Genomic DNA, 23,114 nt, shown 5'->3' on the forward strand with positions numbered 1-23,114 from the left:
CAAAAATGTACTCATGCCGGTTTTTTATTGATTGAAAGGCGTTTGAAAGTCGCCGACGCTCGGGTGTTCACGACATGCCGCGTAACCGATCGATCTCCGCCGCGACTTGGAGGGCGGCGTCCAATTCGGACTGCTGGCGTTCTTCCATCAGTCGCCAGCGCTGGGCTTTTTCCTCCGGCTCGGTCATGGCCAGGGCGAGGTACAGGCTCGGCGGCACCGCGCGAAACAACATCTCCAGGTTCTTCGACAGGACCACGCCCTCGGTGTATTTGCCCGAGGCCTTGCTCGCGGAAAGCAGCAGGGCTTTCTGAGCGGATGTGAGCTTTTTGAAGCGGGCAATCTCTTCGATTTCTGCCGGTGGCATGTTCAGGCAGATCCACCACTCGATCATGTTGAGCATGGTCTGCGCTGCATCGGGGAAGTCGGCCAGGTTCTGCGTCGCCATCCAGAACCACGCGCCAAGTTTGCGCCACATCTTGGTGCCCTTGACCACAAAGGGCGCCAGCAGCGGGTTCTTGGTGATGATGTGGCCCTCGTCAGTGACCATGATGATCGGGCGACCGAGGTACTGGTCGCGTTCGGCGAGGTTGTTCACCGTGTTCATCAGGCTGATGTAGCTGATCGACATCTGCGCCTCATAACCTTCACGGGCATAGGTGGCGAGGTCAACGATCGTCACATCGCTCTCCGGCCAGGGTGTGCCTGGCCGGTCGAAGAGAGCGCCCTCAAAGCCCTGACAGAACAGATCGATGGACTCGGCCATTTCCTGCGCCCGCTCGCGACGCTTGTCGGGCAGATGGGCGTCGCTGGCGACCTGGCGCAGTGCATCGCGAACGTGGCGTGTCATGACCTGCTGCTCGGTGGCTGTGCAGTGTCTGGCGGCATCCAAGATGCACTCGCGGATCAGGCTGCGGTCTGCCCGCGTCAGCCGCGCCTCTTCCTTGGCTTCGCCGCCGGTGATCATTAGGCGGGCCGTGATTTCCAGCTCGCCCAGCACGTCGCGTTGCTCATCACTGTCCGTGACGGCTTCATCCAAGTCCTCGGTCGACAGGCTGGTCACCTGGTCGGGGTGCTCGATCAGACGGCGAGCATCGGCGAAAGGCGCCAAGCTCAAGCCACTGCCGGGTTTGAGCTGAACCTTGTTGACGGACAACCCTAGGGTGGCGAAGTAATCGCCCTGCAAACCGAAGGAATTACCCGCTTCGACAATGAACAGCCGCGGTCGATACATGGCCATGACCTGCATCAGGATCGAAACCAAGGTGGCCGACTTGCCGGCGCCGGTCGGACCGAACAACAGCAGGTGGCCATTCATGGATCGGTCGAAACGCGACAGCGGGTCGAACGACAGGGGCGCACCACCACGGTTGAAAAAAGTGATGCCCGGATTGCCGGTGCCGATGCTGCGCCCCCACAGGGGCAGCAGGTTGGCGACATGCTGGGCAAACAGCAGGCGGGTGTACCAGTTGCGCGTGTCTCGAGCCGGGTTGTAGACCATGGGCAACCAGCGCAGGTAGCTGTTGCACGCCGCGACTTCATCGCCCTCGCGCACCGGCTGCAGGCCCGCGCCGAACAGTACGTTGGCGGCCTGGGTTGAGCGCTGGCGCAGTTGCTGTTCATCGGCACCGCGCAGGTACAGCGCCAAGGTGCCGCGGTACAGCTTGTGCTGGCGGCCGATCAGCGCGCGGGCCTCTTCCACGTCCTGGCGGGTTTGGGTCGAGGCGAGGTTCTCACCGATGGCTTTGCGCGCCAATCGGTTGAGCTGCTCCTCGAGCACATCCTGAGGCGTGATTACCAAGGTCAAACACATGACGGCCTGCTCGGGCAACTGATCGAACAAGGCGTTCAAGGCCTCGCCCTTACGCGTTTCGCCGGTGAGCTGACCGATATGGGGCGGTCTGCGCAGCTTGTCGACCACCATCACGGCATGCGGCTGCTGATCGAAGTACCACAGGCCCTGGTCGCTATCCGAGCGTGGCTCCTGAAAGAACAGTCGCTCGGCAAAATTGTGGTCGAACGGCAGCGGCAGTTCATCGCCGTCATCCTCCTCGGGGTAGGGCACCCGCCGATAAAACGCTGCGGGTGATTCGCCGGTGAGGGCAGGGGCCGGGTTGAACCAGGGCAGCAACCAGGTGTAGAAGTCGCGCCCGGTCAGACGCCGCGGGCTGACCCCGCAGGCCTGCAACGAGGCCGCAAGACGGTCACACGTCCGACTCAACAGCTGAGCCGGGCTCTGCGTGTCGTCGTCACCTTGATCCCCCCGCCAGCGATAGACCACCAGCCGAATCCGTCGATTGCTGCCGCGCCAGGGCAGGTGAGACACGACATGGTCGTCGAACAGTCCGCCCGGTTTGGCGATGGCGTCGAGGTGACGTTGCATCGACGCGAGAAAGGCCTCGGTGAACGGCGTGCCTCGTGCCCGCGGCGCGATGTAGTGCTCCAGGCGTTCGAGGTACGGGGAAAAGTCACTGTCGTCCTGGCAGAAGAACTGCACCACCCAGGGCGCCTGGTCGAGCTCGTCGAAGCTGTCCTGCAGTGCGTCTTCCAGGGCGTCGCGCGCCGCCATCAGCCACTCGGGCTCACGGCCCTCAGTGCCGATCGGCTGCAGCTCAAACACGGCGCCCACCGAGCGATTGTCATCGAGGAGAAAACACTGCTCGTCCTCGAGGTATTCGACCCAGGGCAAGTGGTCGGTGAAACTGGGATTGTTAGCGTACTGGGCAGCCTCATCGGCAAGGGTGGCGCGCCGATGTTGCGCTGCGCGCCAGGGCTTCCAACGCGACGGCTCGCGACTCGTGTCATCGACCATCACAGGTCTTCCAGGCGCTCGCCGGGCAGCGCGTACTGGACCTTCTCGTACAGCGGGAACACGGTCGAGTAGCCAGGCACCGGCGTCTGCTGGGTGCCGGTCAGGTGCGGGTAGACGTACATCACCAGGTCGGGGTTGGGCAGGCGCGGGAACTGGTTGCGGATCTCGTTGGCGGCCGTGCGCGTGTAAGCACTCTGATCGCTGATCAGCCGCTCCGGATCGAGCACCGGCCTGCGCAGTTCGCCGCGGGCTTCCTGCAGCTGTTGCTGAGTGCCGACCGAGCCACTGCCGTTCCAGATGTCCAGCATGGTTTGATCGCCATGAGGCAGCATTTCATCTTTGCTGGTGGAGCAACCGGCCAGGTGCAGGCTGAGCAGCAGGCTAATCCAGATCCAGTACCGAAATGGATGGGTTTTCATGATTCACTCTCCGGCCTTTGGGTTCGTAGTCGATGCTGATTTCATGGTCCAGGTGCAAGGCCACCTTGGCCCCGGGTGGGACGTAAATGGCCGCAAAGGCTTCACCGTAGAGCTTGTTGATCCAGTCACGGATGTCGCCAATGCCACCGCTGATGACCGAGTTCAACGCGCTGTTGCCGCTGTTCTGGGTCAGGCCTAGGTTGCCGCTGGCCGAGTTGATGAAGGAGGTGTTGGTCTGCTCACTGCCCAGGGCCGCAGCGAAGCCGGCACCGGCCGCAGTGATCAGGCTCTGGCTCCCCAGGTACTGCTGGGCGTTGGAGCGGCGTTCGCCGGAGATGCAGGGAATGCCGTAGGGATCTGAGATGTAGCCCAAGCCGCCGCGGATCTTCTCGGTGTCCGAGGTCTGGGCGCTGCTGCGATTACGGCTGACAACTTTTTGCGGCTGCGGCACCGTGCGGACGGTGCCGTCGCTGAAGACAAAGGTGATCGACTCAACCTGGCCGCGTACGCAGGACAACGTCCAGTCGCCTGCGGCGGTGCCGCTCATGACCGCACCGACCACGTCCGGCAGGTCGATGCCATTGGCGGCGAGGTTGTCCGGTCCCACCAGCACCTTGAACGGATAAGGATCGTTCACCGTGCCGTCCACCGGCACCCGGCCAATCAGGGCGGTCATGGCGATGGAACCCATTAAGGTCGAGTTTTCGGGGATGGTGTAGACGGGCCTGGCACCTTCGGTGCGGTCCTGGGCGCTTTCCAGGTCGCGCTCGCCCTTGGCGACGGCACGCAAGTGGTCCTGGCCACGGTCGATCGCGTTGTTGTCCAGACCGTGCAAGTCCTTGAATTTCGACGTGAGTGTCGACAGCGGACCACTGGCTTTCGTGGCGTCCTCTTGGCTGGCGCGCGCATTCGACGGTTCGATCCACTGCACCACGTCAGCCGAGGCTTGCGCGCCCGAAAATTGCTGCTCGTCACCTGGCTCGAGACCAAAGCCCACGGGCACGTCGGACTTCGTTGTAGGCTTGTCGGCGATCTGGTCCTTGAGCCTGGACAGCAGCCCTTGGGTTTCGCGATGTTGCTGCTCGGCCTTCTGCCGGGCATCATTGGCCTGCTGGCGCTGTTCGGTGACCTGCTGGGTGACACTGCTCAACGTGCTCTGGATGCGGCTGTCGATATTGCCTTCGCGCGTGCGTAGCCGGGTGTTCTCTGTCTGCAGCCCATCGTTGCCTTTCTTCAAGGACAGCATCTCGCTGCGCATCGCCTTGACCTGCCCGATCAGCGTGGCCACGGTGTCGCGCGGGGTGTCGCCAGCGATGCCAAGGGCCTTTGCCTGTTCCGGGCTGAGTGTTGCCTTGTCGGGATCGTGAGCAGGCTGGCTACCAGGCACGACCACCCAGGATTTGCCGATGATTAGGACGATCCCCAGCAGGACGCCGGGTACAAACCACTTCAGCAGGCTGTTAGCTTTCATGATCGGCAGCCTCCGGCGTCGGCGGGGGCAGCAGCAACGCGTGCTTCAGGTCGCCACCGCGGGTGACGAGGTAGACCACGGTGGTGTCTTCGGGCGTGCCGGCGTGGCCGAGGTACGCGTGCTGGAACGTAGCGGCGTACAACGTGGCCTGCAGGTGACGCGGGTCGAGCGTGACTTTGCCGGGTCCGCGATTTACGATCTTCACCGCAGTCACCCAGTAGTCGCCGAGGCGCCAGGCCGCCAGCCCCTTGATCGAAACCCGTTCGGTAGGCAGTAGCGTGCTGAAGGCGATGGAGTCGCTCAGCGGCATCCGACGTACACCGGGCAGTGGTGCCACCGTACGCAAGGGCGCGTACAGGTTCTGCGCCGCATAGCGGGTGAGCACGACCGGTATCGGGGTCGCTGCAGGTGCTGAGCCCGGTGCGGTTTCCACCTCTGGCGCCTGGGCCTGGGCGACGATCTTGACTGGCTCCAGCGACTCACTGCCGTCACGTGCTTCGATGTCGATCAGAATGATGTCCCCCGACTTCACCGACTGCAGTTGTATTCGGGTAGGGGGAAGGGCTTCCGCGGCGCGCAGGTAGACCGTCCCACCGACGGACTGTACGCGCAGCTTGTTGGCGATCGCACTTGGCAGCCCGACACGGACGTCTTCGTCCAGCATCAGGATGCGCTCCTGACCCACCGTAAGCGGGACGGCCAACGGCAGGCGGTCCCAGTATTTGACCTCGACGGCGCCCGCGGCTGAGCACCAGGCGGCGGTGGTCACGAGTATCAGGATCAAGACACGCATCATGATGCGCCTCCAGGCAGCGTCAGCTTCTGCGGTGTGCCTTCGTAGCAGTCCAGGGCCAAGCCCCACTTGTTGTGCTCGGGGTCGACGTCGAAACGCACCACCCGTAGCGGATAGCGCACCACCACGCGTTTCACCGGCTCGGCGGCGTAGTATTCGTCGGCGTTGAGGTCGAGCTTGACCAGCCAGCTGTGCTTATCCAACTGCTTCACTCGCAAGTTGGGATCGTCGCTGAAGCCGCGGCCCAGCACCTCGTACACGCCGCGCACTCGGCCGCGCAGTTCGCCTGCCGCCTTGCGGTACTCGAAGTCGCCGTCGAAGAAGGACTTGCACGCCGGGGTGAGGTAGGGCTGCAAGGCGAAGATGGCGCGGTGGTAGTCGACCTCGCCATCCGTGGGCCAGCGGTTGAGCTGGCCGAAAATGTACAGGGCGAAGGCATAAATGTTTTCGGGCGGTACGTCCCACCATTTGCGCGTACTGCCGGAGCGCAGGTCGGGCGGCACGTGTATGGTCAGCTCAGACGGTGCAGTCTGCCAGCCGTACCAGAACCCTGTGCACAATAACGCCAGGATCGCCACGGCCAGACGCAGGCTGAGGATATGCGCCTGCTGCGCGTCCACCTTGTTGCGGAAGCGGCTCATGTGGCGGCCCTCACATGCCGGCGCGTTCGCCGGACGGTCCAGGGACCGGAATGCACGATCAGCTGGTGAGCACCGATGCCCCAGCGCACCGCCAGGTGCCACTGCAAGCGCCGGTACAACCAGGTTTCGGGACGGGCACGCTTGGCCCGGCGCAGTAGCTTGCCGCCGCCGAGCAACACCAATGCCATGCACAGGAACATGCAGGTAGGGAGGGTGGCAATGGAGACAGTGGCCACCGCCAGAGGCGCGCCTAGGATCACACCGAGCGTGGCGCCGGCAATCAGCGCAACCCACATCTCGTCGTTGGTGAGGCCACGCAGGACGGCCGGGCCACGGTTGAGGCGCTCCGGCAGGAAGGTCAGCGTGCCGTCAGGCAGGGTGGTAGGGGTGTCGGACATAGTGACCTCACAGAATCGTGGCGGCTTTGGTCAGAAACCACAGGATCACCACCACCAGTAGTGCGCCGACACCGACCACAGCGCCGAGGTCTTTCCAGGTTTTGCGCTGGTTCTGCACGTCGGCGTAGACGGTGAGCGAATGCCAGGCCACACCCAGGAACGCGAGGGTGGCGATCAGCAGCCCAAGCAGAATGCCGCCGTCGTAGGCGTAGTTTTTGATGGTATCGATCAGCCCCGAACCTTCGCCGCGGGAGGGCGCTTCCATGGTCGGCAGGTCAGCCCAGGCGAGCGTCGAACTCAGCAGAACCAGGCCGCCGAGCAGGGCTTTCGAACAAGTGCCCCGCAGCATGGCGAGCGGGCGGTAGCAACCACGGGAGAAGTTCATGGCAAGGTCTCCTGATTTACGACAGCATGAAAAACATCAGCACGATCAAGGCGAGGGCGAGGCGCAAAGTGCTGCCGCCAAGCGCGCCGAAATTAGTGTTGCCGGCCGCCCAGCCGCGGTAGCCGCTCCACAGCGCCCAGGCGCACCAGAGCAACGCCAGCACCAGAACCGAGGAGCGCCACAGCACCGAACTGAGCTGGGGGGTAAACCCGGCCACTGCGGAGAACGCGGTGAGTTGGGCGTCAGTCATGCTCATCGTGCGAACTCGGGTGAGGCGCTTCAGCGCGATAGTCACTGGTCAGCTCGGCTAGATCGGTCGGCTGCGCTCGGGAGGGCGACAGGTACTTGCTGATGCCGCGGCGCATATGCTCGAGGTCGGCTACGAACCTCGGGTAGTCGAAGTGATACCGAGACGTTTCGACATCGACCTGGCTACTGCGCGCGCGATCGGCCAACTGCTCGATGACAGTGATCTGCCGCTGCATAAGGCCTAGGTCCGAACGCTCGCGAGCATCCTGTGCAGCGGCAGATAGCGTCACAAAGCAAGCAAGCAGCAGCGGATAGCGTGAAGAGATCATGGCGAAATCCAGCCGAGAATCTGGCATTCACCTTGATGTATTAGGCAGGTGTTGACATGACCTTAAAGGATTGTCGGGCCATCGATTTACAGGGGGCTTGATAGATAGGTTTCGAGGCAAACCGGTGCGCGGGAGATAATAAACAGGCCAGCTAATTGACCGGTATGCGAATTTTTCTGTGTGTAACTGTGCGCTGGACACTGCAAACCTCAAATGCACTATTTCGTCAGCTTTTAGAGGTAAAAGGTGAGTGATCAGAGGTATTTTTTGAAAGTCGCAGCAGTAATGGCGACCATGCAGCCGAGTAGCGTAGCGCATGGGAGCAGCACCCAGTTGGGATTAAGCGACCAAGGTAGAGAAAGATAGATTACCCAGGGGCTCACCGTCAGCGGCAGTAATGTTCGCTTCGCTCGGTGGTAAACAAAGCTGCTCTCCCGGTCGGCTCCGAACTTACGAAGGTCGCGTCGCATCAAGCCATCGACGGCACCGGTGATCACGGCGAGCAGGAACAGGGGCATGGCCAGGATGAGGACGGCCAGGCGAACCACGAAAGTGAAGACCGTGAACAAGGCTGCCAGCAAGTAGTCCTGCAGCACGACGTATGCTTGGGCAAACTGCCCCTGTAGTGACGACTCTCGACTGAGCAGCTTCAGTTGGGCGTCGGATTGTGCCCATCCGGAGCGGACCACGACCCACTCGTTGAGGTGTTGAAGTACTTTGGCGGTTGCCTGCGCCGGTTCTTGCACGAGCAGGGAACTCTTGAAATGGCCGCTCAACCAGCCCAGCTCACTCAGCCACATGGCATGGCTGTGATGCCAGCCCTGTTCCGGCCAGAACCACAACAGGCCCACGAACTCCAGCACGATGGAGAACAGCAGCGAAGCGAACAGCAGGCCGAGCAACCGTAAGCACAGTTCGACCGTGCCGAAGATGAGGCCTGGACGTGGTGGTGCAGGCGGTGGGCTGGTCTGAGGGGTAGGCATATGGGCTCCGCAGTGTTCGCTTGCTGGCGGAGCGCTTACGATGCGCGTCTACGCCCAGGCGGTGGCATTTCGGGATCGAAGTCGACGGTCGGCGCACCTCCTGCGCTGGTCCACCAATTACCCGCATTGGCGTTGTACGAGTCGCGCATGCAAGCGGCCAGGGTCTGTAGATCCGCCGGCATCGCATCGTCGCTGGCTGGTGTGGGCAGCGGCATGCGCACCTTCCACAGTTGCCCGCCTTCCTGGAATGAAAACATCTGTCCCTTGGGCAGGGCGATAATGTGTGCGGGTTCGATCAGCGGCACGGCGGTGGTGGTGACACGGTCTTGCGAAGAGGAGGTGAAGTCCGTACGGGCTTCGGGATCCGCGGTGTCCGTCGCCCCAGAGACCAAAGTCCGTGTCTGCACATTAACCTTCGGCAGTTGATTGGTCAGCAGTTCCGCGGTGGCGGTTTCCCGTACACGAAGCATTTGCAGCGTGTTGAAGTTGCCGATGACTTGGCCAGCTTTGGCCCGGCTGCCGATGCGCGCCTCAATGTCACTCAAGGTTTGGGTGTAGGCAGTAACCTGGATACCCGCACCACCGCCCTTGTTGATCAGCGGGATGAATTCATCCCCCATCAGCTCGTTGAACTCATCGGCATGCAGGTTGATCGGCACCTTGTCCGCCGCGCTGGAGGAACCCGGCAGGCCGTGGTCGATGCCGTGCTTGTAGATATGGCCAGCGACGGAGACCAGATCGGCGAACATCGAATTCCCGACAGCGGCGGCGACTTCAGCGTCGGACAGGGCATCCAGGCCGACATAGACGATGCCGCGTTTGCGGATGATCTGCAGCCAATCGAAGATCGGCCGCGGATCTTCCAGGTCGGCGTAGTTGGGGGCCAGCAGTTGCGCCGTCTTACCACTGGTGAGCTTTTCCAACAGGGGCAGTAGCGAGGCGACGATCTTGTCGAAATAGGTGCGGTCATAACGCACGGCCGAGCGCAGACCATCCATCACCGGGTCAAAGATGCGCTTTGCAGCCAGGTACTGCTCGATGGCGACCACGCGCTTTTCCCGGCCAATCATATGCCGCGGCACATTCTTCTCGTTGAGGCGACCCTCGATTTGCACGATCGTTTCCCAGGCCTGCGCGTCGTGGTGGGCGAAGAAATGTTGGGCGTATTCGATGAACAGTGCGTCGATGTTCACCACATGGCGCTGGATCTGCAGGTAGTCTGGACGCCGGCCCAGTTCGATCAGCGCCCGGGCAATGATGTTCACAAAACGCCAAGCGAACTCGCGAAATGCTGCGGAGTTGCCTTCGCCGCTTAACTGTCCGGCGATACGGGTAGCCACTTCCGAGATGCGACCGAAGCGGCCGATGGCGTTGTAGCGTGCGGAGATTTCCGGCCACCCGAGGTGAAAGACGTAAAATTCGTGTTCGCGGCCGGCGCGCCGTGCCTCCACGTACATGCGCTTGAGCAGGTCGGCGTCGCCCTTGGGGTCGAAGACAATCACCACCTCTTGGGTTGGCCGGTGGATGTCCTGGGTGATGTAGACCTCCGCCAGACGCGTCTTGCCGACCCGGGTGGTGCCCAACACCAAGGTGTGCCCAACACGCTCACCCAGCGGCAAGGTGGCTTCCTGCTCACTCGGCTCGACGCCGTGCAGCAGCGGCGAGCCCCCAACCGGTGGCAGCGGGCGTACCGGATTGAGTGGGTTGTCCCAGGCGGTCAGGCGGGGCAACAGCGAGAGCCCTGAAGGCGCCTTTTCCAACAGACGCTCTAGGCGCCTGGCCCACCGATAGGCAACCGATTGGTTCACATAGCAGGCCAGCGCCGGGTCCTGAGCCTCGAGCAGGCGCTGGGTGTGCAGGCGAGTCCAGCGGAAACCACGCCCCATGAACAGACGCTTGCGGCTCACCGGAATCTGTCGACTGGTCAGCGAGTAGCGCGGCAGGCGACGGATGTTGTGTCGATAGCGCAGGACAATCCGGGCCTCGTTGAGCCGCTTGATGCCGAACGCGGTGTAGGCCAGGGCCATGCCCATCCCCACCTCGGGCGACAGTGCCACCGCCCAGGGCGAGTGTAAGCAGAGAGCGCCGGCACCGGCGCAGATGCCCACGGTGTACAGCTCAACTGCAGGGCGCAGCAGTGACTCCATCGCATGGTCGCCCATGATGATCCCTCATTGTTCCAGGCCAGTGGGCGTGATGAGCACCGGGTAGTGCCCCAGTTCCAGCCGTTCGGCGATGTCGTCGCCACTCACCGGCCAGATGTTCAACCCGGGGGCCGCCGCCTGGATGCGGCGCAGGCCCTGAGCGTCTGCGACCTCGACCGCCAGACCGCTGGCGCGCAGGTCCTGCAGGGCCTGCGCGTGCCGCGACAACCAGTCCAAAGAGGCGGGATCCTGCCCGACCAAGAACAGTGGAGTGATGCCCGGCAGGTCCAACGTTCTATGTGGCACGGTGCCCGGTGTGAGGCGCGCGCTGTGCACCGGCAGCACCCAGTTCAGCGCGCGTGGATCTGGGGCTTTGTCGGGGGCGGGCAACTCCAAGACGGCATCGGGCAGGGGATTGGCGGGGGCATCGAACGCGGTGAGGGACAGCCACTGACAAATGGCCAGCGCCGCCAAACGCGAGAGACTCATGGCTGTGACCCTCCGCGAAGGGACGCGATCGCTTGGATGCGCTGCCAGTGCCGACTGAACTGTGTACGGTAGCGCGCCGCGGGCGCACCGCCGGCCGGTCGGTGATAGCGCCCAGCAGCCACGACCCAGTCACCCACCTCGGCATAGTGCGCACGCAGCAGCTCGGCGGTGACGGCCAAGTTCGCCCGTGGATCGAGTGCACTGCAGGCGCTGGGGTAGCGGTCCGGGTGGTAGCCAAGGTTGGTCTGCCCCAGACCGACATCGATGCGCTTGGGGTCATAGCGTGTGAGTTCCAGGCTGAGTGCAGCACAGGCCTCATCGCGACTGGCAAAACGCTGCGGTGTGCCGGCGACATTCAAGGTCCAAGGCCAGGGCATGATACGCCCGCGTAGCGGGGTGCCGCTCTCCTGCAGGGCGATGGCGAACAGCACCGAGGCGGGGATGCCAGCCCGCGCGGCGGCCAACTGGTACGCGGGCGGAGGCAGGGCGTCCGCCCGGGCGACGGCTACGCTGATCAAGGCCAGCGCGAGGATCAGTCGATGCGCTGCCATTTCCCGTCCACCTGCTGAAAGCGCGCCGGCAACGGGCGGGTGGCGCCCAGGGCGAACCACCGGCCGCGGTCGTGGTTTAGGGTGACCTGACCGCTGCTAACCTGGGCTGGAGTAATGCCTGCGCCACGCGCCCAGTTTCTGAGATTCGCGTCGTCACCCTGGCTGCCGACCAGGTACACGTCCAGGCGGGCGCCGGCACGGAGCCACTGCTGGGTGTTGGTCGCGCAGGCCGGGCAGCGTTCTTCCACGAACAGGGCATAGCGGGTGTTGCTCGACGTTGCAGACTCATCGGCCAGACCCTGCACCGGCAGCATTCCCGGAAACAGTCGTGCCCACGTGGCGGTGTAGGCCTTCTGGTAAGCCAGCTCGCGTTCGGCGCGTTTGGCTTCGAGGCGAACCTGCAGTTCGGCGTAGCGTTGCCGCTCCTGCTCAGAGTCAGCCTCCACGCCCAGGGTGGTGAGAGGGTCGAGCTGCGGCGACCAGTAGTGGCGAGGCCCGGCCTGCAGTTGCTCAAATTTGGCCCATTCGTCATCCGTTAGCCCCCACACTTTGGCCTGTGTCGCGTCCGAAGGCTGGCGATCCAGTGGTGCCTGCTCGCTGTACTGCTGGTCTGAGCCGAGCCTGTTCGGTGCACTCCATCTTGGCTCTGCCAGCAGGCAGGTGGGGAGCAGGATCAGCGAGAGGGCGGAGAGTCGCAGCATAAGCACCTCTTCACGGCAGGGGCAGTGTGCGATCGCCATGGCCGGGGACGTGGAACACGGCCTCGTCCTCGCGGATCGTGCGCAGCTGCCAACCGTTCAGGCTGTCGCCGGGCTGCAGCAGGTGCACGGTCGACAGCGAGTGGGCACCGGTGGGCAGGGCGGCAACGAACCTCACCACGCCTCGGGTCTCGATACCCAGCAGGGTTAACGGCGGCGCCGGGGCTTTGGCCTTGGCTTTCTGGCCCACGGGCGCCGCCGGTCGTGTGTCGGCCGCTGGCACGGAGGCTCGTGCCGACAGGGTCTCAAGCGCAACTTCTGTCCTGCCAAGCCTCTGTTCCAGTGCACTGAAGTCGGCGCTGCTCGGCCCACTCGGTGCCGCTTGAACGGCCTTAAGCGACACGGCCATCTCATCCAACTGCTGGCTGATCGTCGTCTGCGCCGAAGCGTGCTGACCTTGCGCGTCTCCCAGCGCCGCCACCTGCGGTTGCAGTGTCGCGAGGGTATTGCCGAGCGCATCGATGTCGCGCCGCAAGGCGGGCGCCGGGTCGGCGGGGGCAGCGCGGGCTGCGGCCTGGAGCTCGGCCAGTTGCTGGTGTTGGTTGTACGTTTCGCCAGCCAGCACGGCGGCGCCAAGGCATAGGCCGCCGATCACTAGGGCCTGAAAACGGTCGACCTTCATGGCGCAATCTCCGATGTCGAGAGTGGCGGTTTGGGCTGTGGCGAGCGGAGGGTGTAGCAGACGGTCCGGTCGACCGGATCGATGTTGATCCTCCAGGCGGGACCGCCGATGATGGTCAAGGCGTCCAGCAGCGAAATCGGTCCGAGTTGGTGGTGCACGGCGGGTAGTGGGCGGCTGAACAACCGATCTACCGCTGCGCTGTCGGGGCAGAGTGAGTAACCCGACCGTTGCAGCACGTGACGCAGTGCCTCCCCGACATTCGCGTGCAGAGCAGGCGCGATCTGCACGTTAATGAGCTGATACAACGGCTGGCGCTGCTCCAGGGTCGGCTGTGTATTAGCCAGGGTGTATCGGTCCTGGCGGACCCATAAAGGTAGCGTGGGTTTCTGCTTCTGCAGTGAGGCCGGCGATATTGATGGCGCTGCTGGGGCGGGCGCCGGTGGCGACGTGTTGCAGCCGGCCAGCGCGATCATCAGTCCGAGGGTGGAGAGTGTGGGGGTATGCATGTCCGGGTCTCGACAGAAGTTGCCGATACCTTGGCGAAAGTGCGAGCCGCGCTCCTACCGAAAAACCGAATCTGGCCGTCCGGATTACCGAGAAGCACTCATGAAAAAGGCGCCCTGTGGGGCGCCTTGGGTCAGTCTTCAGTGAATTGGGACAACTCCGGGAGTGGCGCTGCGTCGGGGTCAAAGATCAGCAAGCGGGTGTCGGCGTGACCTGCCAGCAGCAACAGCTGTACAACACGGGCGGGACATCGTCATCGCGCATGCGGGTGCTGACTTCGCTGGCGCTGCAGCCGCAGTGCCCTTCGGCCTCCATGCTCCAGGAGGTCGAGTACAGCTTGCACCCCACGGCATGGCTGCTGAGTTCGAAGCACTCGAAGAAGCCTGTCGGTGAAGGGTGTCAAGCGCGCTCTTGCAGGTACTCGAATTCCGTCGTTGGCAGGTGGGCAGAGCTGATCTCCCAACTGCGGCTGTAGTGCCCCGTGGAAAAGGCCAACAAGTCGATCAGGGTCCGTGCTGCCTCTTCGCTGGGGAGGTCACCAAGATGCATCGGGCATCCAAGTTGATGGCCGATGGTCTGTTAGATCACGCTACTCCCCAGGCCGGCGCCCAGGCAGCGCATGCGGACAAATCTGGGCACGCTTCGGCCGTCGGTGATGACCGCGCAGTTGTCATCGAACAGGCAGGGTTGGAATTGATGCCCTCATTGGGCAGTTGGATTTGCGCCGGGTGCAGAGGGCGGTAGCAGGGTGGACAATTGTCGGCCTAGCTGATTTGGACGACGCGTTCGTAGCTCAGGTCGCGGAAACCGCGAAGGAAGGGATTGCGAAAGGATGGGGGCATGATGGTTCTCAAGAGGCGCAGAGGCCACCCCGAACTGGCGGTGACCTCCTGGGAGGGAGTGGGCTGTCAGATCCAGCCATTTTCGGCGAGCGAAAGCGGGGTGCCTGAGCCGACGATGATGTGGTCCAGGACGCGCACCTCAACCAGGGCCAGGGCCTCGGTCAGGCGTTTGGTGAGTACCCGGTCGGCGGGGCTCGGTTCCGGGCAACCGGAAGGGTGGTTATGACAGAAGATCACGGCGGCGGCGTTGTGCTCCAGCGCCTTGATCACGACCTCGCGTGGATAGACGGAGGCGCCGTCGATGCTGCCGGTGAACAGTTCGTCAAAGCTGAGCACGCGATGGCGTGAGTCCAGGCAAAGCAGCGCGAACACCTCGTGTTGGTAAGGGGCGAGCCGCAGTTTCAGGTAGGCTGCAGCGTCGGAGGGGGTCAACAGCAGTTCGCCGCGCTGGAAGTAACGTTGATCCAGCAACTGCAGGGCTTCGGTGATCAGTGCATCCTCATGGGCGCGTTGGGCCAATGCCGGGTCGAGCGCGTCGACCAGGTTCAGGGCAATGTTCATGGGCAATTCCTCGTAGGAGATGGAGCGCCCCCTGGGGGAGTGCCCCAGGCTGGTGAAGTGCAGGATTCACAGACGCGTGAAGCGATGACGCGCACCGTGTAGCGGGCTTTGGCATCCCTCGCACGCTCGGGTGGAAAAGGACTCGATGCCGGCGCCGTTCTGCAGATCGAAATCGGCGCTCAGTGGCATCAGGGCCTGCAGTTCGGTGCGCAGGTGCGCGATGCGTTGCTCGATTTCAGCCTCGCTGTAGTACAGCGAAAGCGCGCTGAAATCGTCATGCGCGACCGCTTGCAGGCATTCCTCGCAGAGCCAGAAACTTTCCATGACGGCCTCCGACGTGAGTGGATAACAGGCGCTCGTGGGAGCGCCTGTTGGTGGCGGTCAATGTGCCTCAGGCAGACTGACGTGCTGCGGTGGAATTGCGCGCGGGGGCAGAGGCGGGTTGGTGCTGTTCGGCGACGGTGTCGGCTTGGTCCGATTCCGCTGCAGCGTCGATAGCGGCGGGGGAGTCGGTGCGAGCAGGTGCTCGGTAGCTGAACTGGCCATCGACCTTGATCCACTCGATGAAGATCAGCCGGCCTTTGAGGCTGGCACCGGGTTGGCCTTTACGCTCGCCTTTTTCGTAAAGAAAGGGGTCAACCCAAAGGTCGCCAATGCGAAACGCGATCAGGACCTTACGTTCAGCACGGACGTCTTCCAGGTGTTCACGAATCAGCCGTTCGGCTTCACCGCTGGAGACCTTGCAGTCGAAGCGCGTGTACTCGACGTCGTCCGAGGCACCGTGTAAGGCGGCAATGTCACAGGCCATGAACGGTTGCCCGCGACGTACAGGGACTTCGCGAACGCGGTTTAAGTAACCAATGCCTTGGGTGTGCAGGTTGAAGTAGGTGGTGGGAGCATTATTGCTTGCAGTGGTCATGGTGGATCTCCTGTTCAGCAGAAACGCGGATATCCACCGGCCCTGGCGGCTGGTGAGTTCCGCAAGGTGGAGGTGCAAAGAAAGCGTGATCGGTAGAAGGGCGCTCATCACCGAAAGTTCGGTGACCGTGCGAGCTGCCGAGCGCTGATCGCACTGGGGGAGAACCACCCGAAACGGGCGTAGCCTTAAAGGTTCCAGCTACCTGGACGCTGTCAACGACAGCGGTGTGCAGTTCATCTATAAAACGGCGCCAACGACTCGTCAACAGTCGATTGGGGGAGGCTTGGACGGGCGGAAGTGGGTGGCACTCAATGGATTCTGGGTGACGAAAAAATAGCCCGACGGTCATCAGGCTAGGAAGAGCTAGACCACCCTTGACCCGGTAACGTGACACCGGAGTCCATCGCAAAACCTCCGCTGTCGATCCACCTGGATCAACCGACCCTTGTCGTGGCCTGGGCCGAAATCAACTGGCGCGCATCCGCGCACAAAAGGTGCCCAGTGTTTCGCCGGCGGGCACCGGTGCTGAGCATCGTCGCCGAAGCGGATGACCCCTGAGACCTGACACAAGCCGCACGGGTCATCCACCTTGGGGACCTGAAACGCTGGGGAGAAATCCGAAGAAAAAGTGAAATGCGGCTCCGAACTCTTCGAGTCTGACCGAGCTGCCCGGAGCGAATCGGTCTGGGGTCGCCAAGCGGCGACGGACCTGATCACTACACCAGTGCTGCCGTACGCCGTCAAGTCACACATGCCCGCTCAGAAGGCGCCTGGCTGCTTGGTGCGCTTGGGTTTGGCGACCGGCTTGGTGCCCTTGCACTCCGGATAGCGGGTGCACGACCAGAAGCTGCCGGTGCGGCCTTTGCGCTGGCGCATGGCGCTGCGGCACACGGGGCAGCGCGGGCCTTTGGTAGCCGGTGGCTGCAAGGTGAGCGAGGCGTGGCCACGCACCAGCCGGGTCAGCCATTCCGCCTGCCTGGCGAGGAAGGTTTCGACGCTCAGCTGTCCCGTCTCAATACGATCAAGCGCCTGCTCCCAGAGTGCGGTCAACGCCGGATCGGCGACCTCCGCTGGCACGGCCTCGATCAAGGTGTGTGCTGCCGCCGAGGCGACCAGGCTGCGTTTTCTCTTGGTCAGGTACCCGTGATCGATCAGGCCCTGGATGATCGCCGCTCGGGTGGCCTCGGTCCCGAGGCCGCAGCTGTCCTTGAGTTTCTGTTTGAGTCGTGAGTCATCCACCTGGTTGGCGATGGTTTTCATGGCCTTGACCAGTGTGCCTTCTGTGTAGGGCTTGGGGGGCTGTGTGCGCTGCGCGTTGACCGTGGTGTCGGTCAATGCCACCGCTGCCGACTCGCGCAATGTGGGCAAGTGTTGGGTTTGCTCTACAGGTTCGTTGCCATCGGCCTCGTCGATCACCGCCTTCCAGCCGCGTGCCAGGATTTGCTTGCCGCGCGCCAGTAACTGATCTTCGTCACTGTGCAACACCACCTGGGTTTTCAGGTACTCATGGTCGGGCAGAAATTGTGCGAGGTAACGGGCGCGAATCAGTGTGTAAACCGCTCGCTCGCGCTCAGAGAGCTGAGTCAGATCTAGCGTCACAGCCGTGGGGATGATGCCGTGGTGGGCGGTGATCTTGCTGCTGTTCCAAGCCCGGGAGCGTCGGCTGGGGTCAGCCTCCGTCAGCCATTGTCCGAGTGATGGAGCGGCCGCCGCCAGGGCGTGGAGTACGCGCGGCACCTCATCCAGCATGCTTTCCGGCAGGTAGCCGCAGTCGGTGCGTGGGTAGGTCGTTGCCTTATGGGTTTCATACAGGGCTTGGGCCACCGCCAAGGTTTCCTGGGCTCCGAGGCCAAGCTTAGCCGAGCAGATCTCCTGCAGCGTGCCCAGATCGAACGACAGCGGCGGGCCTTCGCGCACGTGCTCGACCTCGATGCGGCGGATCTGGGCAGTCCCGAGTTGGCTCAAGCGCCGCGCCGCGCTCTGTGCGACCGCTTCGTGAATGCAGTGACCGGCTTCGTCACAGGCTGCGGTCGGTGGCTGCCAGCGCGCCTGAAAGAGCGTCCCGTCCGCCTCCAGCTGCGCATCGACGGTCCAGAACGACTGAGGCTCAAAGCCCGCTATCGCTCGATCGCGCTGGACCACCAGGCGTAGCGTCGGCGTTTGCACACGCCCCACCGGCAGCAGGCCGTCGAAGCCGGCGCGGCGCCCGAGCAGGGTGAAGAGCCGGCTCAGGTTGATACCCACCAGCCAGTCCGCGCGTGAGCGTGCCAAGGCGCAGTGGTACAGCGGCAAGGTCTGCTCACCTGGGCGCAGCTTGCCCAGTGCGCGGCGAATCGAGGCATCGTCGAGGGCGGAGAGCCACAGGCGCAGAGTCGGTCCCTGGTACTGGCAGCGCTCAAGGATTTCCCGGGCGATCATCTCGCCTTCACGGTCGGCGTCCGTGGCGATGACCACCTCGGAGCAGGAACGCAGCAGTTGCTGGATGACCTTCAGCTGGCTGGCGACCTTGGGTTTGACCACCAACTGCCAATGGGCGGGGATGATCGGCAGGTCCTCCAGCGACCAACGTTTGTAATTACCATAAGCCTCAGGTGGTGCTGTTTCTAGCAGATGGCCCACGCACCAGGTGACGGTGGCCCCCTGGCCTTGCAAACAGCCATCGCCACGCCGGGTGGCCTGCAGCACACGGGCGATGTCGCGGGCTTGAGATGGTTTTTCGCAAATAAACAGGCGCATACATCGGCCCTCTCGGTGAGGTACCGATAGGGTGGCGGTGTGGCGTGAGAGAACCAGCGAAAACCTGAATGCGCCGAGATCATATCGGCGGTTCAATGGCGGTGAAAGGTTACTTCCTTCGCGCGAGGTGAGCGGCCAGCGTTTGCAGAAACTCCAAGGCAAACTTTTTATCTGCTTCGCCAAGCTCGTTGATCAGGGACGCAATTCTCTGGCCTTGGTCCTGGGGGCGAGGACTGATGGCTAGCAGCAGCTCATCGGCGGGACAGCCGTACATATCGGCCAATTGCAGCAGCTTGTTGACGGTCAGTTCGACCACGCCGCGTTCAAAGCGCGATACGGCTTCGGCGCCGATTTCCAGACACTCGCCGACTTGCTCTTGGGTCAAACCACGTGCGCGGCGATATTTCGCCAACTGGCGACCGATGTGTTGTGGGCTAGGCTCTTTGACTGGCAACGGGGGCGCTCTCCAATTCGACCCGTATGGTTGACCAGCAACCCGAATATATGAACGCCTTGTAAGGTTGACTAGCAACCCTATGAGGCGTATCACTCAAATTGAGTGTGATAACCCACCTGTCAAAACGGAGGTTACGGCTTGGACGGATCTAACGAGCGTGAGGCAGATGCGTTAGCGCTCAAGGCCTACGAGTTGTTCATGGCAACCCACCTGGAACCGGACAATCCGAAGGCGCGCGCGAGGTTGATCGCATGGGTTCAGGAAAGCCAGGCGCACTGGCGGGCATTTCTTGCTCTGGACCAGTACCTGGCTGAGGTGACGCAGCTGCTGGATGCTGATCAGCGGGGAGAGCCCCGGCGGCATTGAACCACCTGCAGTATCCAGCGTTGCGCGCCGAGCGGGCAGCGAGTCCTCAGGGGTATCTCGCTGCAGGCCGTGATTCCTCTGAGGACCACCCGCTTAGCCGGTCTTGCGTGGGGTCTTCTTGCTAGCCCCCTTGCGTCCGGAGCCGCTGCTTTCATTGGCCTTTTCGCGCATGGACACCGAGGCCAGACGGTGGGGCAGGATGCCGATGCGTCGGGCCTCCACCTTGAACGTCACCCGCGCGTTGTCCTCGCTGTCCTCCCATTCATCCTTGACCGTCCGGCCCTCGACCAGGATGCGCATGCCTTTCTGGTACAGGGTGCTCCAGTGCTCGGCGTCCCGGTGCCAGAGCTCGACGGGGGCCCAGTAGCCGCCGCGATCCTCGTAGCCGCCTTCGCGCGGTACCGGATTGTCGAAATAGACATTCAGCCGCAACAGGCGTCGCGGTTCATCCGGGGGGTTGTTGAACTCCTGAAACTCCGGGGCGCTGCCGATGTTGCCTTCACCAACAAAAAACGTGCTCATGCTTGCTACTCCTCGGTGGGGGAACGGGATAGATCGAAGAGGGTCTCGGCGGCGTGCAGCTTGCTGACGCCGGTTTCGGCCTGGCGATACAGTGACTGCAGGCTACTCATCTGCAGGTTCAGGGTGACGCGGTTGACCTCCAGTTGGTACAGCGCCTCCCGCAGCGAAGGCGCCAGATGCGGAAGCGCCATCGCTTGCTGCCACACCTGTACCCCCATGCGCTGGAAGTCCGAGCTGCGCCAGCGCAGGAAATCGGTTCCGGAGGCGCTGTGCTGGACGACCAATCGCAGGTCCAGCAGCGAGAAGGGAGACTGCGCCATGATGGTCAGCATCACCCCCATCAGTCCGGCGACCCGGGCGCGCAGGCGCAGGATCGTCTCGGCGAACTGCTGCAGATCCCCCTTACCCTTAAAAGGCTTTAAAAGGCCTTTTAGGGAGGCACCTTGTTCGAACTCGCGATAGGCATCCGCTGACAAACGCCGGGCGATTGCCTCGGCCAAGGTCATGCTTCACCCCCTTCAGACGGAACGTCCTGTGCGGGCTGAGCCTCTGCCTGATCCGGCTCATCGCGAATCGAGGCCGTGGAGCCGCGCGCGATGGGTGGGGCAAATTGGGAGCGGCGGCTGCCCTCGAGAATGTTTCGCGGTGGCGTGCCGAACTTGTCAATGGCCTCGCGGGCGCGGGCGTTGTTCGCGGCCATGTCATCCCGGCTGACCCCGGCCAGGCGGTAACGCTGCGCTAAACCGAACAGGCTGCGCAGCAGATGGGCGCCACGATCGATCCAGACCTCCATGTCGCTGCGGCCGATCAAGGCGGTGTGATGGGCGAGCAGCACGCGGCGCACCAAGGTGTCGTAGTCGGTCAGCAGGTAGACCGCGAGAAAGCCGAGCTGGCTGCCGATGAACAGCGGCAGAGTGACTGGATGGATGTTGAGGTTGTCGCCGACATCGACTTGGGTGGGCAGGTCGCGTTCCACCTGGCTGATCTGGCTGGTCAATGTAAGCATTTCGGCCTTGGCCTGCAGCAGCTTGTCTTCCAGCTGGAGCATGAACCAGTCAGCGAATGGGTCGTCCTGGCTGCTCGCGTGCTTGAGCAGGTTGGTGACGCTGATGTAGCCGGCCATGCCCATGATGGGGTGCACACCTTCGCGGGCCATGCGGCCTTGCCACAACCGCGCGGCATGATGGGTGTGCAGCGTGAGGGTGATGCTGCTGCGCAGGGAGCCCAGGTTGAGCTGATAGTGATCGACCATCGCCAGTACCTCGCCGTCGGAATGACGCAGACAATGGGCTGTTCAGTGAGGCACGGCGCGGATCAACGCGAAGGTGGTTCACTCGCATTTACAGGCAGTGGATTTCCCTGGATTTGATGGCACCGGCATTGATTCCGCTGACGTCCAGTCTTAAGGCGCTGCGCCTATGCCGCGACAACGTTGCTTCAGTTCCTCCAGGCAGGCCAAGGCGAGTGGAGAGGCCGTGCGTTCGCCGCTACGCCGTGGACGCTCGCAGGGCGGTTCCACCTTCGGATCGCGGTGGGACGTGGTCACTGGTGTAGTCGTCTCGGCACGGGCCGCCCACAAGGTAAATTCCCCTTGGCATGCGCGCTTGATCAAGCCCATCAGGTAGGCAACCGGTTTGCGGATCTCGCCGCGGGCGCACCGCACCGACGCTTCGTTGATCACTGCTTGTTGCTGTTCAGGTTCGAGCTGGCGCATCGCCTGGATGGCCATGCGTCGCTCGGTTGGGCTTAATGGTAGGTCTTCTGGCCATCGGGCGTGGCCGAACTCCACCTGCGCCAGTACCGTACTTGTTTTGCTTTTCTCTTTTTGTACTGTACGGCCGGCGTCGGCATTCCGAATCACAGTCGAAATCGGCGCGTTGCTGCAGGGTTCGGAATCCGCTGGCGATGCGCCTGCAGTTTGAACCTGGTGGCTTTTTCCAGGTTCGGAATTTTCCGCACCTTCGCTGATTAGGGGTAGCGATTGCTGCTGAGCTGGCATAGCAGGTGAGGCGAGTTTCTCCTTATCGACCGCCGCCACTTGTGGGTCTGCGTAAATTTCCTCAATCACATGCTGCGCCACGTCACGCACGCCTTTCGTGGCGTGGGTGAGGTTCTGCTGGAGCAGCAATGTGTAGCCGCCGTCGAGCTCAAGCTGTTCGGCGGGAGTCAACGGGTCACCGTGCAGCACGTAAATGCAGCCCCGCAGGCAGCCTTGCGCATCGCGGGAGCGGTCGACCAAGCTGAGCCAGCGGGTAGTACGGAGTACGTTGAGCGCTCGGGCGATGGTTTCACGTGATGCCTGGGAACCGCAGGGGCTGGTGGCCAGGTAGGGCTGCAGGTCCTGGTAGCGAGGCGTTTTCACCCGGCGTTCGGTGATCAGCCAGCGCAACACCTGCCAGGTGTTGCGCTCCAGCGGCGTCAGCCGGCGATCAAGCAGCAACGCTTGGGGCAACGGATCATTGTCGCCATAGTAGATGGTCCGTAGCGGTGCCTCCGCAGTGGAGGCAGCCATTTGGGCCTGTGACGCCTGCCACTCCAAGCGTCGCCGGAGCGCGTCGTAGCACTGGCGCACCACATCCTGCCAGTCGACCTGGTAGAAGTTCAGCATGGCGCACCTCCGTACAGTTCAATCTGCTGCCAGATCAGGGTCAGGCTGATGTGTTGTTCCTCCGCCAGCATCATCATCGCGTCCAGTGGATCGTTGTCCGGATCGTCTCCCCGCAGTTGGCTCCAGCGGTTCCACACGGCATGTTCTTGCGCTTCGCTGAGCTGAACCGGCCGACCGCGGTGGGTCTCGATTTTAAGCACGCGACGACGCAGCGCGGTTTCCGAATGATCCAGGCCAAAGCAGCGGTACATGATGCTGGAACTCGCGCCCAACTTGAGCGCACGGTTGATCAGCCGCTCGTTTTGTTCGTCCCGTTCGGCCTGGGCGATGAGGCGTCGCAGCACCGTCGTGTCGACTTTGACCTCCACCCAGGCTATGGACGAGTGCGCCAGATGGGACAAGGTGGTGGGTGGCAGCGACTGCAGTACCTCGATGTCTTCATCGGCCAGCCCCAAGGCCCTGCACCGCTGCAGGCGTCCATGGCGCAGTTCATACAACACCTGGTTCAACATGGCATGGTTCAATAGGTTAAAAGTCGTGGTCATGAGGCAGTTCCTC

Annotated in this window: 28 protein-coding genes; 1 reads left to right on the forward strand and 27 read right to left on the reverse strand. The window is 62.9% G+C overall.

The annotated features are described in order from the left end of the window. Nucleotides 1–67: 67 nt before the first annotated feature. The 22 genes from B0D71_RS13290 to B0D71_RS13395 form a co-directional block, all read right to left on the reverse strand. A complete protein-coding gene (locus tag B0D71_RS13290) occupies nt 68–2,809 on the reverse strand; it encodes a conjugative transfer ATPase (protein ID WP_103395147.1) in 2,742 nt (913 codons plus the stop codon). Beyond that, complete coding sequence (locus tag B0D71_RS13295) at nt 2,809–3,228, reverse strand: TIGR03751 family conjugal transfer lipoprotein (RefSeq protein ID WP_103395148.1); 420 nt, start codon at nt 3,226–3,228, stop codon at nt 2,809–2,811. The genes B0D71_RS13290 and B0D71_RS13295 overlap by 1 nt, the downstream gene beginning before the upstream one ends. Beyond that, the gene (locus tag B0D71_RS13300) at nt 3,191–4,699 is read right to left on the reverse strand and encodes a TIGR03752 family integrating conjugative element protein (protein WP_103395149.1); all 1,509 of its coding nucleotides are present in this window, start codon (nt 4,697–4,699) and stop codon (nt 3,191–3,193) included. Before B0D71_RS13300 ends, B0D71_RS13295 begins: the two co-directional genes overlap by 38 nt. Next, a complete protein-coding gene (locus B0D71_RS13305; RefSeq protein WP_103395150.1) occupies nt 4,689–5,495 on the reverse strand; it encodes a TIGR03749 family integrating conjugative element protein in 807 nt (268 codons plus the stop codon). The genes B0D71_RS13300 and B0D71_RS13305 overlap by 11 nt, the downstream gene beginning before the upstream one ends. Then, nucleotides 5,492–6,133 (reverse strand): PFL_4703 family integrating conjugative element protein, encoded by a 642-nt coding sequence (locus tag B0D71_RS13310; RefSeq protein WP_103395151.1) that lies wholly within the window; start codon nt 6,131–6,133, stop codon nt 5,492–5,494. Before B0D71_RS13310 ends, B0D71_RS13305 begins: the two co-directional genes overlap by 4 nt. Then, a complete protein-coding gene (locus B0D71_RS13315; RefSeq protein WP_103395152.1) occupies nt 6,130–6,531 on the reverse strand; it encodes a TIGR03750 family conjugal transfer protein in 402 nt (133 codons plus the stop codon). The genes B0D71_RS13310 and B0D71_RS13315 overlap by 4 nt, the downstream gene beginning before the upstream one ends. 7 nt (nt 6,532–6,538) lie before the next feature. Beyond that, nucleotides 6,539–6,916: a TIGR03745 family integrating conjugative element membrane protein gene (locus tag B0D71_RS13320; protein WP_103395153.1), complete on the reverse strand. Its 378-nt coding sequence runs from the start codon at nt 6,914–6,916 to the stop codon at nt 6,539–6,541. Between the two features lie 16 nt (nt 6,917–6,932). Further along, a complete protein-coding gene (locus B0D71_RS13325) occupies nt 6,933–7,172 on the reverse strand; it encodes a TIGR03758 family integrating conjugative element protein (protein ID WP_103395154.1) in 240 nt (79 codons plus the stop codon). Then, nucleotides 7,159–7,494, reverse strand: a complete 336-nt coding sequence (locus B0D71_RS13330) for an integrative conjugative element protein, RAQPRD family (RefSeq protein ID WP_103395155.1) — start codon at nt 7,492–7,494, stop codon at nt 7,159–7,161. Before B0D71_RS13330 ends, B0D71_RS13325 begins: the two co-directional genes overlap by 14 nt. A 254-nt stretch (nt 7,495–7,748) precedes the next feature. Next, nucleotides 7,749–8,477, reverse strand: coding sequence for a TIGR03747 family integrating conjugative element membrane protein (locus tag B0D71_RS13335; protein ID WP_103395156.1), 729 nt, complete (start codon nt 8,475–8,477; stop codon nt 7,749–7,751). Between the two features lie 35 nt (nt 8,478–8,512). Then, entirely contained in the window at nt 8,513–10,639 is a 2,127-nt protein-coding gene (gene traD, locus B0D71_RS13340; protein ID WP_103395157.1) for a type IV conjugative transfer system coupling protein TraD, read from the reverse strand. A gap of 9 nt (nt 10,640–10,648) precedes the next feature. After that, nucleotides 10,649–11,110 (reverse strand): integrating conjugative element protein, encoded by a 462-nt coding sequence (locus B0D71_RS13345; RefSeq protein WP_240635695.1) that lies wholly within the window; start codon nt 11,108–11,110, stop codon nt 10,649–10,651. Further along, nucleotides 11,107–11,661: a lysozyme family protein gene (locus B0D71_RS13350; protein WP_103395158.1), complete on the reverse strand. Its 555-nt coding sequence runs from the start codon at nt 11,659–11,661 to the stop codon at nt 11,107–11,109. The genes B0D71_RS13345 and B0D71_RS13350 overlap by 4 nt, the downstream gene beginning before the upstream one ends. Further along, complete coding sequence (locus B0D71_RS13355; protein WP_103395159.1) at nt 11,643–12,362, reverse strand: TIGR03759 family integrating conjugative element protein; 720 nt, start codon at nt 12,360–12,362, stop codon at nt 11,643–11,645. Before B0D71_RS13355 ends, B0D71_RS13350 begins: the two co-directional genes overlap by 19 nt. Nucleotides 12,363–12,372: 10 nt before the next feature. Further along, nucleotides 12,373–13,041: a hypothetical protein gene (locus B0D71_RS13360; RefSeq protein WP_103395160.1), complete on the reverse strand. Its 669-nt coding sequence runs from the start codon at nt 13,039–13,041 to the stop codon at nt 12,373–12,375. After that, entirely contained in the window at nt 13,038–13,547 is a 510-nt protein-coding gene (gene pilL2 / locus B0D71_RS13365; protein ID WP_083263087.1) for a PFGI-1 class ICE element type IV pilus protein PilL2, read from the reverse strand. Before pilL2 ends, B0D71_RS13360 begins: the two co-directional genes overlap by 4 nt. Nucleotides 13,548–13,944: 397 nt before the next feature. Continuing rightward, a complete protein-coding gene (locus B0D71_RS31820; protein WP_240635696.1) occupies nt 13,945–14,094 on the reverse strand; it encodes a hypothetical protein in 150 nt (49 codons plus the stop codon). Between the two features lie 359 nt (nt 14,095–14,453). Then, complete coding sequence (locus B0D71_RS13375; protein ID WP_069557621.1) at nt 14,454–14,948, reverse strand: JAB domain-containing protein; 495 nt, start codon at nt 14,946–14,948, stop codon at nt 14,454–14,456. Nucleotides 14,949–15,014: 66 nt separating this feature from the next. Further along, nucleotides 15,015–15,272: a hypothetical protein gene (locus B0D71_RS13380; RefSeq protein ID WP_069557622.1), complete on the reverse strand. Its 258-nt coding sequence runs from the start codon at nt 15,270–15,272 to the stop codon at nt 15,015–15,017. Nucleotides 15,273–15,339: 67 nt separating this feature from the next. Continuing rightward, complete coding sequence (locus B0D71_RS13385; protein ID WP_069557623.1) at nt 15,340–15,867, reverse strand: STY4534 family ICE replication protein; 528 nt, start codon at nt 15,865–15,867, stop codon at nt 15,340–15,342. 759 nt (nt 15,868–16,626) lie between these two features. Then, nucleotides 16,627–18,603 carry a DNA topoisomerase III gene (locus B0D71_RS13390; RefSeq protein WP_103395161.1) on the reverse strand — a complete coding sequence of 659 codons (1,977 nt, stop codon included), beginning with the start codon at nt 18,601–18,603 and terminating at the stop codon, nt 16,627–16,629. Between the two features lie 109 nt (nt 18,604–18,712). Continuing rightward, nucleotides 18,713–19,057, reverse strand: a complete 345-nt coding sequence (locus B0D71_RS13395) for a helix-turn-helix domain-containing protein (RefSeq protein WP_069557625.1) — start codon at nt 19,055–19,057, stop codon at nt 18,713–18,715. A gap of 141 nt (nt 19,058–19,198) precedes the next feature. Between B0D71_RS13395 and B0D71_RS13400 the strand changes: the two genes are divergently transcribed. Next, nucleotides 19,199–19,426 (forward strand): hypothetical protein, encoded by a 228-nt coding sequence (locus B0D71_RS13400; protein ID WP_069557626.1) that lies wholly within the window; start codon nt 19,199–19,201, stop codon nt 19,424–19,426. Nucleotides 19,427–19,519: 93 nt separating this feature from the next. Here the strand turns inward: B0D71_RS13400 and B0D71_RS13405 are convergent, their stop codons facing one another. The 5 genes from B0D71_RS13405 to B0D71_RS13425 all read right to left on the reverse strand — a co-directional run bounded on the left by B0D71_RS13405 (nt 19,520) and on the right by B0D71_RS13425 (nt 23,101). Beyond that, entirely contained in the window at nt 19,520–19,948 is a 429-nt protein-coding gene (locus B0D71_RS13405) for a single-stranded DNA-binding protein (protein ID WP_069557627.1), read from the reverse strand. Between the two features lie 5 nt (nt 19,949–19,953). Then, the gene (locus B0D71_RS13410; protein ID WP_103395162.1) at nt 19,954–20,454 is read right to left on the reverse strand and encodes a DUF3158 family protein; all 501 of its coding nucleotides are present in this window, start codon (nt 20,452–20,454) and stop codon (nt 19,954–19,956) included. Continuing rightward, the gene (locus B0D71_RS13415; RefSeq protein ID WP_069557629.1) at nt 20,451–21,200 is read right to left on the reverse strand and encodes a PFL_4669 family integrating conjugative element protein; all 750 of its coding nucleotides are present in this window, start codon (nt 21,198–21,200) and stop codon (nt 20,451–20,453) included. Before B0D71_RS13415 ends, B0D71_RS13410 begins: the two co-directional genes overlap by 4 nt. A 150-nt stretch (nt 21,201–21,350) precedes the next feature. Continuing rightward, nucleotides 21,351–22,556: an STY4528 family pathogenicity island replication protein gene (locus B0D71_RS13420; RefSeq protein WP_103395163.1), complete on the reverse strand. Its 1,206-nt coding sequence runs from the start codon at nt 22,554–22,556 to the stop codon at nt 21,351–21,353. Further along, nucleotides 22,550–23,101 (reverse strand): DUF2857 domain-containing protein, encoded by a 552-nt coding sequence (locus B0D71_RS13425; RefSeq protein WP_103395164.1) that lies wholly within the window; start codon nt 23,099–23,101, stop codon nt 22,550–22,552. Before B0D71_RS13425 ends, B0D71_RS13420 begins: the two co-directional genes overlap by 7 nt. Nucleotides 23,102–23,114 lie beyond the last annotated feature (13 nt).

The organism is Pseudomonas laurylsulfativorans, assembly GCF_002906155.1.
Taxonomy (GTDB): domain Bacteria; phylum Pseudomonadota; class Gammaproteobacteria; order Pseudomonadales; family Pseudomonadaceae; genus Aquipseudomonas; species Aquipseudomonas laurylsulfativorans.

Excerpts from the sequence above, each read along its gene's own strand:
- B0D71_RS13290 (WP_103395147.1), bottom strand. The coding sequence starts at position 2,809 with ATGGTCGATGACACGAGTCGCGAGCCGTCGCGTTGGAAGCCCTGGCGC.
- B0D71_RS13295 (WP_103395148.1), bottom strand. The coding sequence starts at position 3,228 with ATGAAAACCCATCCATTTCGGTACTGGATCTGGATTAGCCTGCTGCTC.
- B0D71_RS13300 (WP_103395149.1), bottom strand. The coding sequence starts at position 4,699 with ATGAAAGCTAACAGCCTGCTGAAGTGGTTTGTACCCGGCGTCCTGCTG.
- B0D71_RS13305 (WP_103395150.1), bottom strand. The coding sequence starts at position 5,495 with ATGATGCGTGTCTTGATCCTGATACTCGTGACCACCGCCGCCTGGTGC.
- B0D71_RS13310 (WP_103395151.1), bottom strand. The coding sequence starts at position 6,133 with ATGAGCCGCTTCCGCAACAAGGTGGACGCGCAGCAGGCGCATATCCTC.
- B0D71_RS13315 (WP_103395152.1), bottom strand. The coding sequence starts at position 6,531 with ATGTCCGACACCCCTACCACCCTGCCTGACGGCACGCTGACCTTCCTG.
- B0D71_RS13320 (WP_103395153.1), bottom strand. The coding sequence starts at position 6,916 with ATGAACTTCTCCCGTGGTTGCTACCGCCCGCTCGCCATGCTGCGGGGC.
- B0D71_RS13325 (WP_103395154.1), bottom strand. The coding sequence starts at position 7,172 with ATGAGCATGACTGACGCCCAACTCACCGCGTTCTCCGCAGTGGCCGGG.
- B0D71_RS13330 (WP_103395155.1), bottom strand. The coding sequence starts at position 7,494 with ATGATCTCTTCACGCTATCCGCTGCTGCTTGCTTGCTTTGTGACGCTA.
- B0D71_RS13335 (WP_103395156.1), bottom strand. The coding sequence starts at position 8,477 with ATGCCTACCCCTCAGACCAGCCCACCGCCTGCACCACCACGTCCAGGC.
- traD (WP_103395157.1), bottom strand. The coding sequence starts at position 10,639 with ATGGGCGACCATGCGATGGAGTCACTGCTGCGCCCTGCAGTTGAGCTG.
- B0D71_RS13345 (WP_240635695.1), bottom strand. The coding sequence starts at position 11,110 with ATGAGTCTCTCGCGTTTGGCGGCGCTGGCCATTTGTCAGTGGCTGTCC.
- B0D71_RS13350 (WP_103395158.1), bottom strand. The coding sequence starts at position 11,661 with ATGGCAGCGCATCGACTGATCCTCGCGCTGGCCTTGATCAGCGTAGCC.
- B0D71_RS13355 (WP_103395159.1), bottom strand. The coding sequence starts at position 12,362 with ATGCTGCGACTCTCCGCCCTCTCGCTGATCCTGCTCCCCACCTGCCTG.
- B0D71_RS13360 (WP_103395160.1), bottom strand. The coding sequence starts at position 13,041 with ATGAAGGTCGACCGTTTTCAGGCCCTAGTGATCGGCGGCCTATGCCTT.
- pilL2 (WP_083263087.1), bottom strand. The coding sequence starts at position 13,547 with ATGCATACCCCCACACTCTCCACCCTCGGACTGATGATCGCGCTGGCC.
- B0D71_RS31820 (WP_240635696.1), bottom strand. The coding sequence starts at position 14,094 with ATGCATCTTGGTGACCTCCCCAGCGAAGAGGCAGCACGGACCCTGATC.
- B0D71_RS13375 (WP_069557621.1), bottom strand. The coding sequence starts at position 14,948 with ATGAACATTGCCCTGAACCTGGTCGACGCGCTCGACCCGGCATTGGCC.
- B0D71_RS13380 (WP_069557622.1), bottom strand. The coding sequence starts at position 15,272 with ATGGAAAGTTTCTGGCTCTGCGAGGAATGCCTGCAAGCGGTCGCGCAT.
- B0D71_RS13385 (WP_069557623.1), bottom strand. The coding sequence starts at position 15,867 with ATGACCACTGCAAGCAATAATGCTCCCACCACCTACTTCAACCTGCAC.
- B0D71_RS13390 (WP_103395161.1), bottom strand. The coding sequence starts at position 18,603 with ATGCGCCTGTTTATTTGCGAAAAACCATCTCAAGCCCGCGACATCGCC.
- B0D71_RS13405 (WP_069557627.1), bottom strand. The coding sequence starts at position 19,948 with ATGAGCACGTTTTTTGTTGGTGAAGGCAACATCGGCAGCGCCCCGGAG.
- B0D71_RS13410 (WP_103395162.1), bottom strand. The coding sequence starts at position 20,454 with ATGACCTTGGCCGAGGCAATCGCCCGGCGTTTGTCAGCGGATGCCTAT.
- B0D71_RS13415 (WP_069557629.1), bottom strand. The coding sequence starts at position 21,200 with ATGGTCGATCACTATCAGCTCAACCTGGGCTCCCTGCGCAGCAGCATC.
- B0D71_RS13420 (WP_103395163.1), bottom strand. The coding sequence starts at position 22,556 with ATGCTGAACTTCTACCAGGTCGACTGGCAGGATGTGGTGCGCCAGTGC.
- B0D71_RS13425 (WP_103395164.1), bottom strand. The coding sequence starts at position 23,101 with ATGACCACGACTTTTAACCTATTGAACCATGCCATGTTGAACCAGGTG.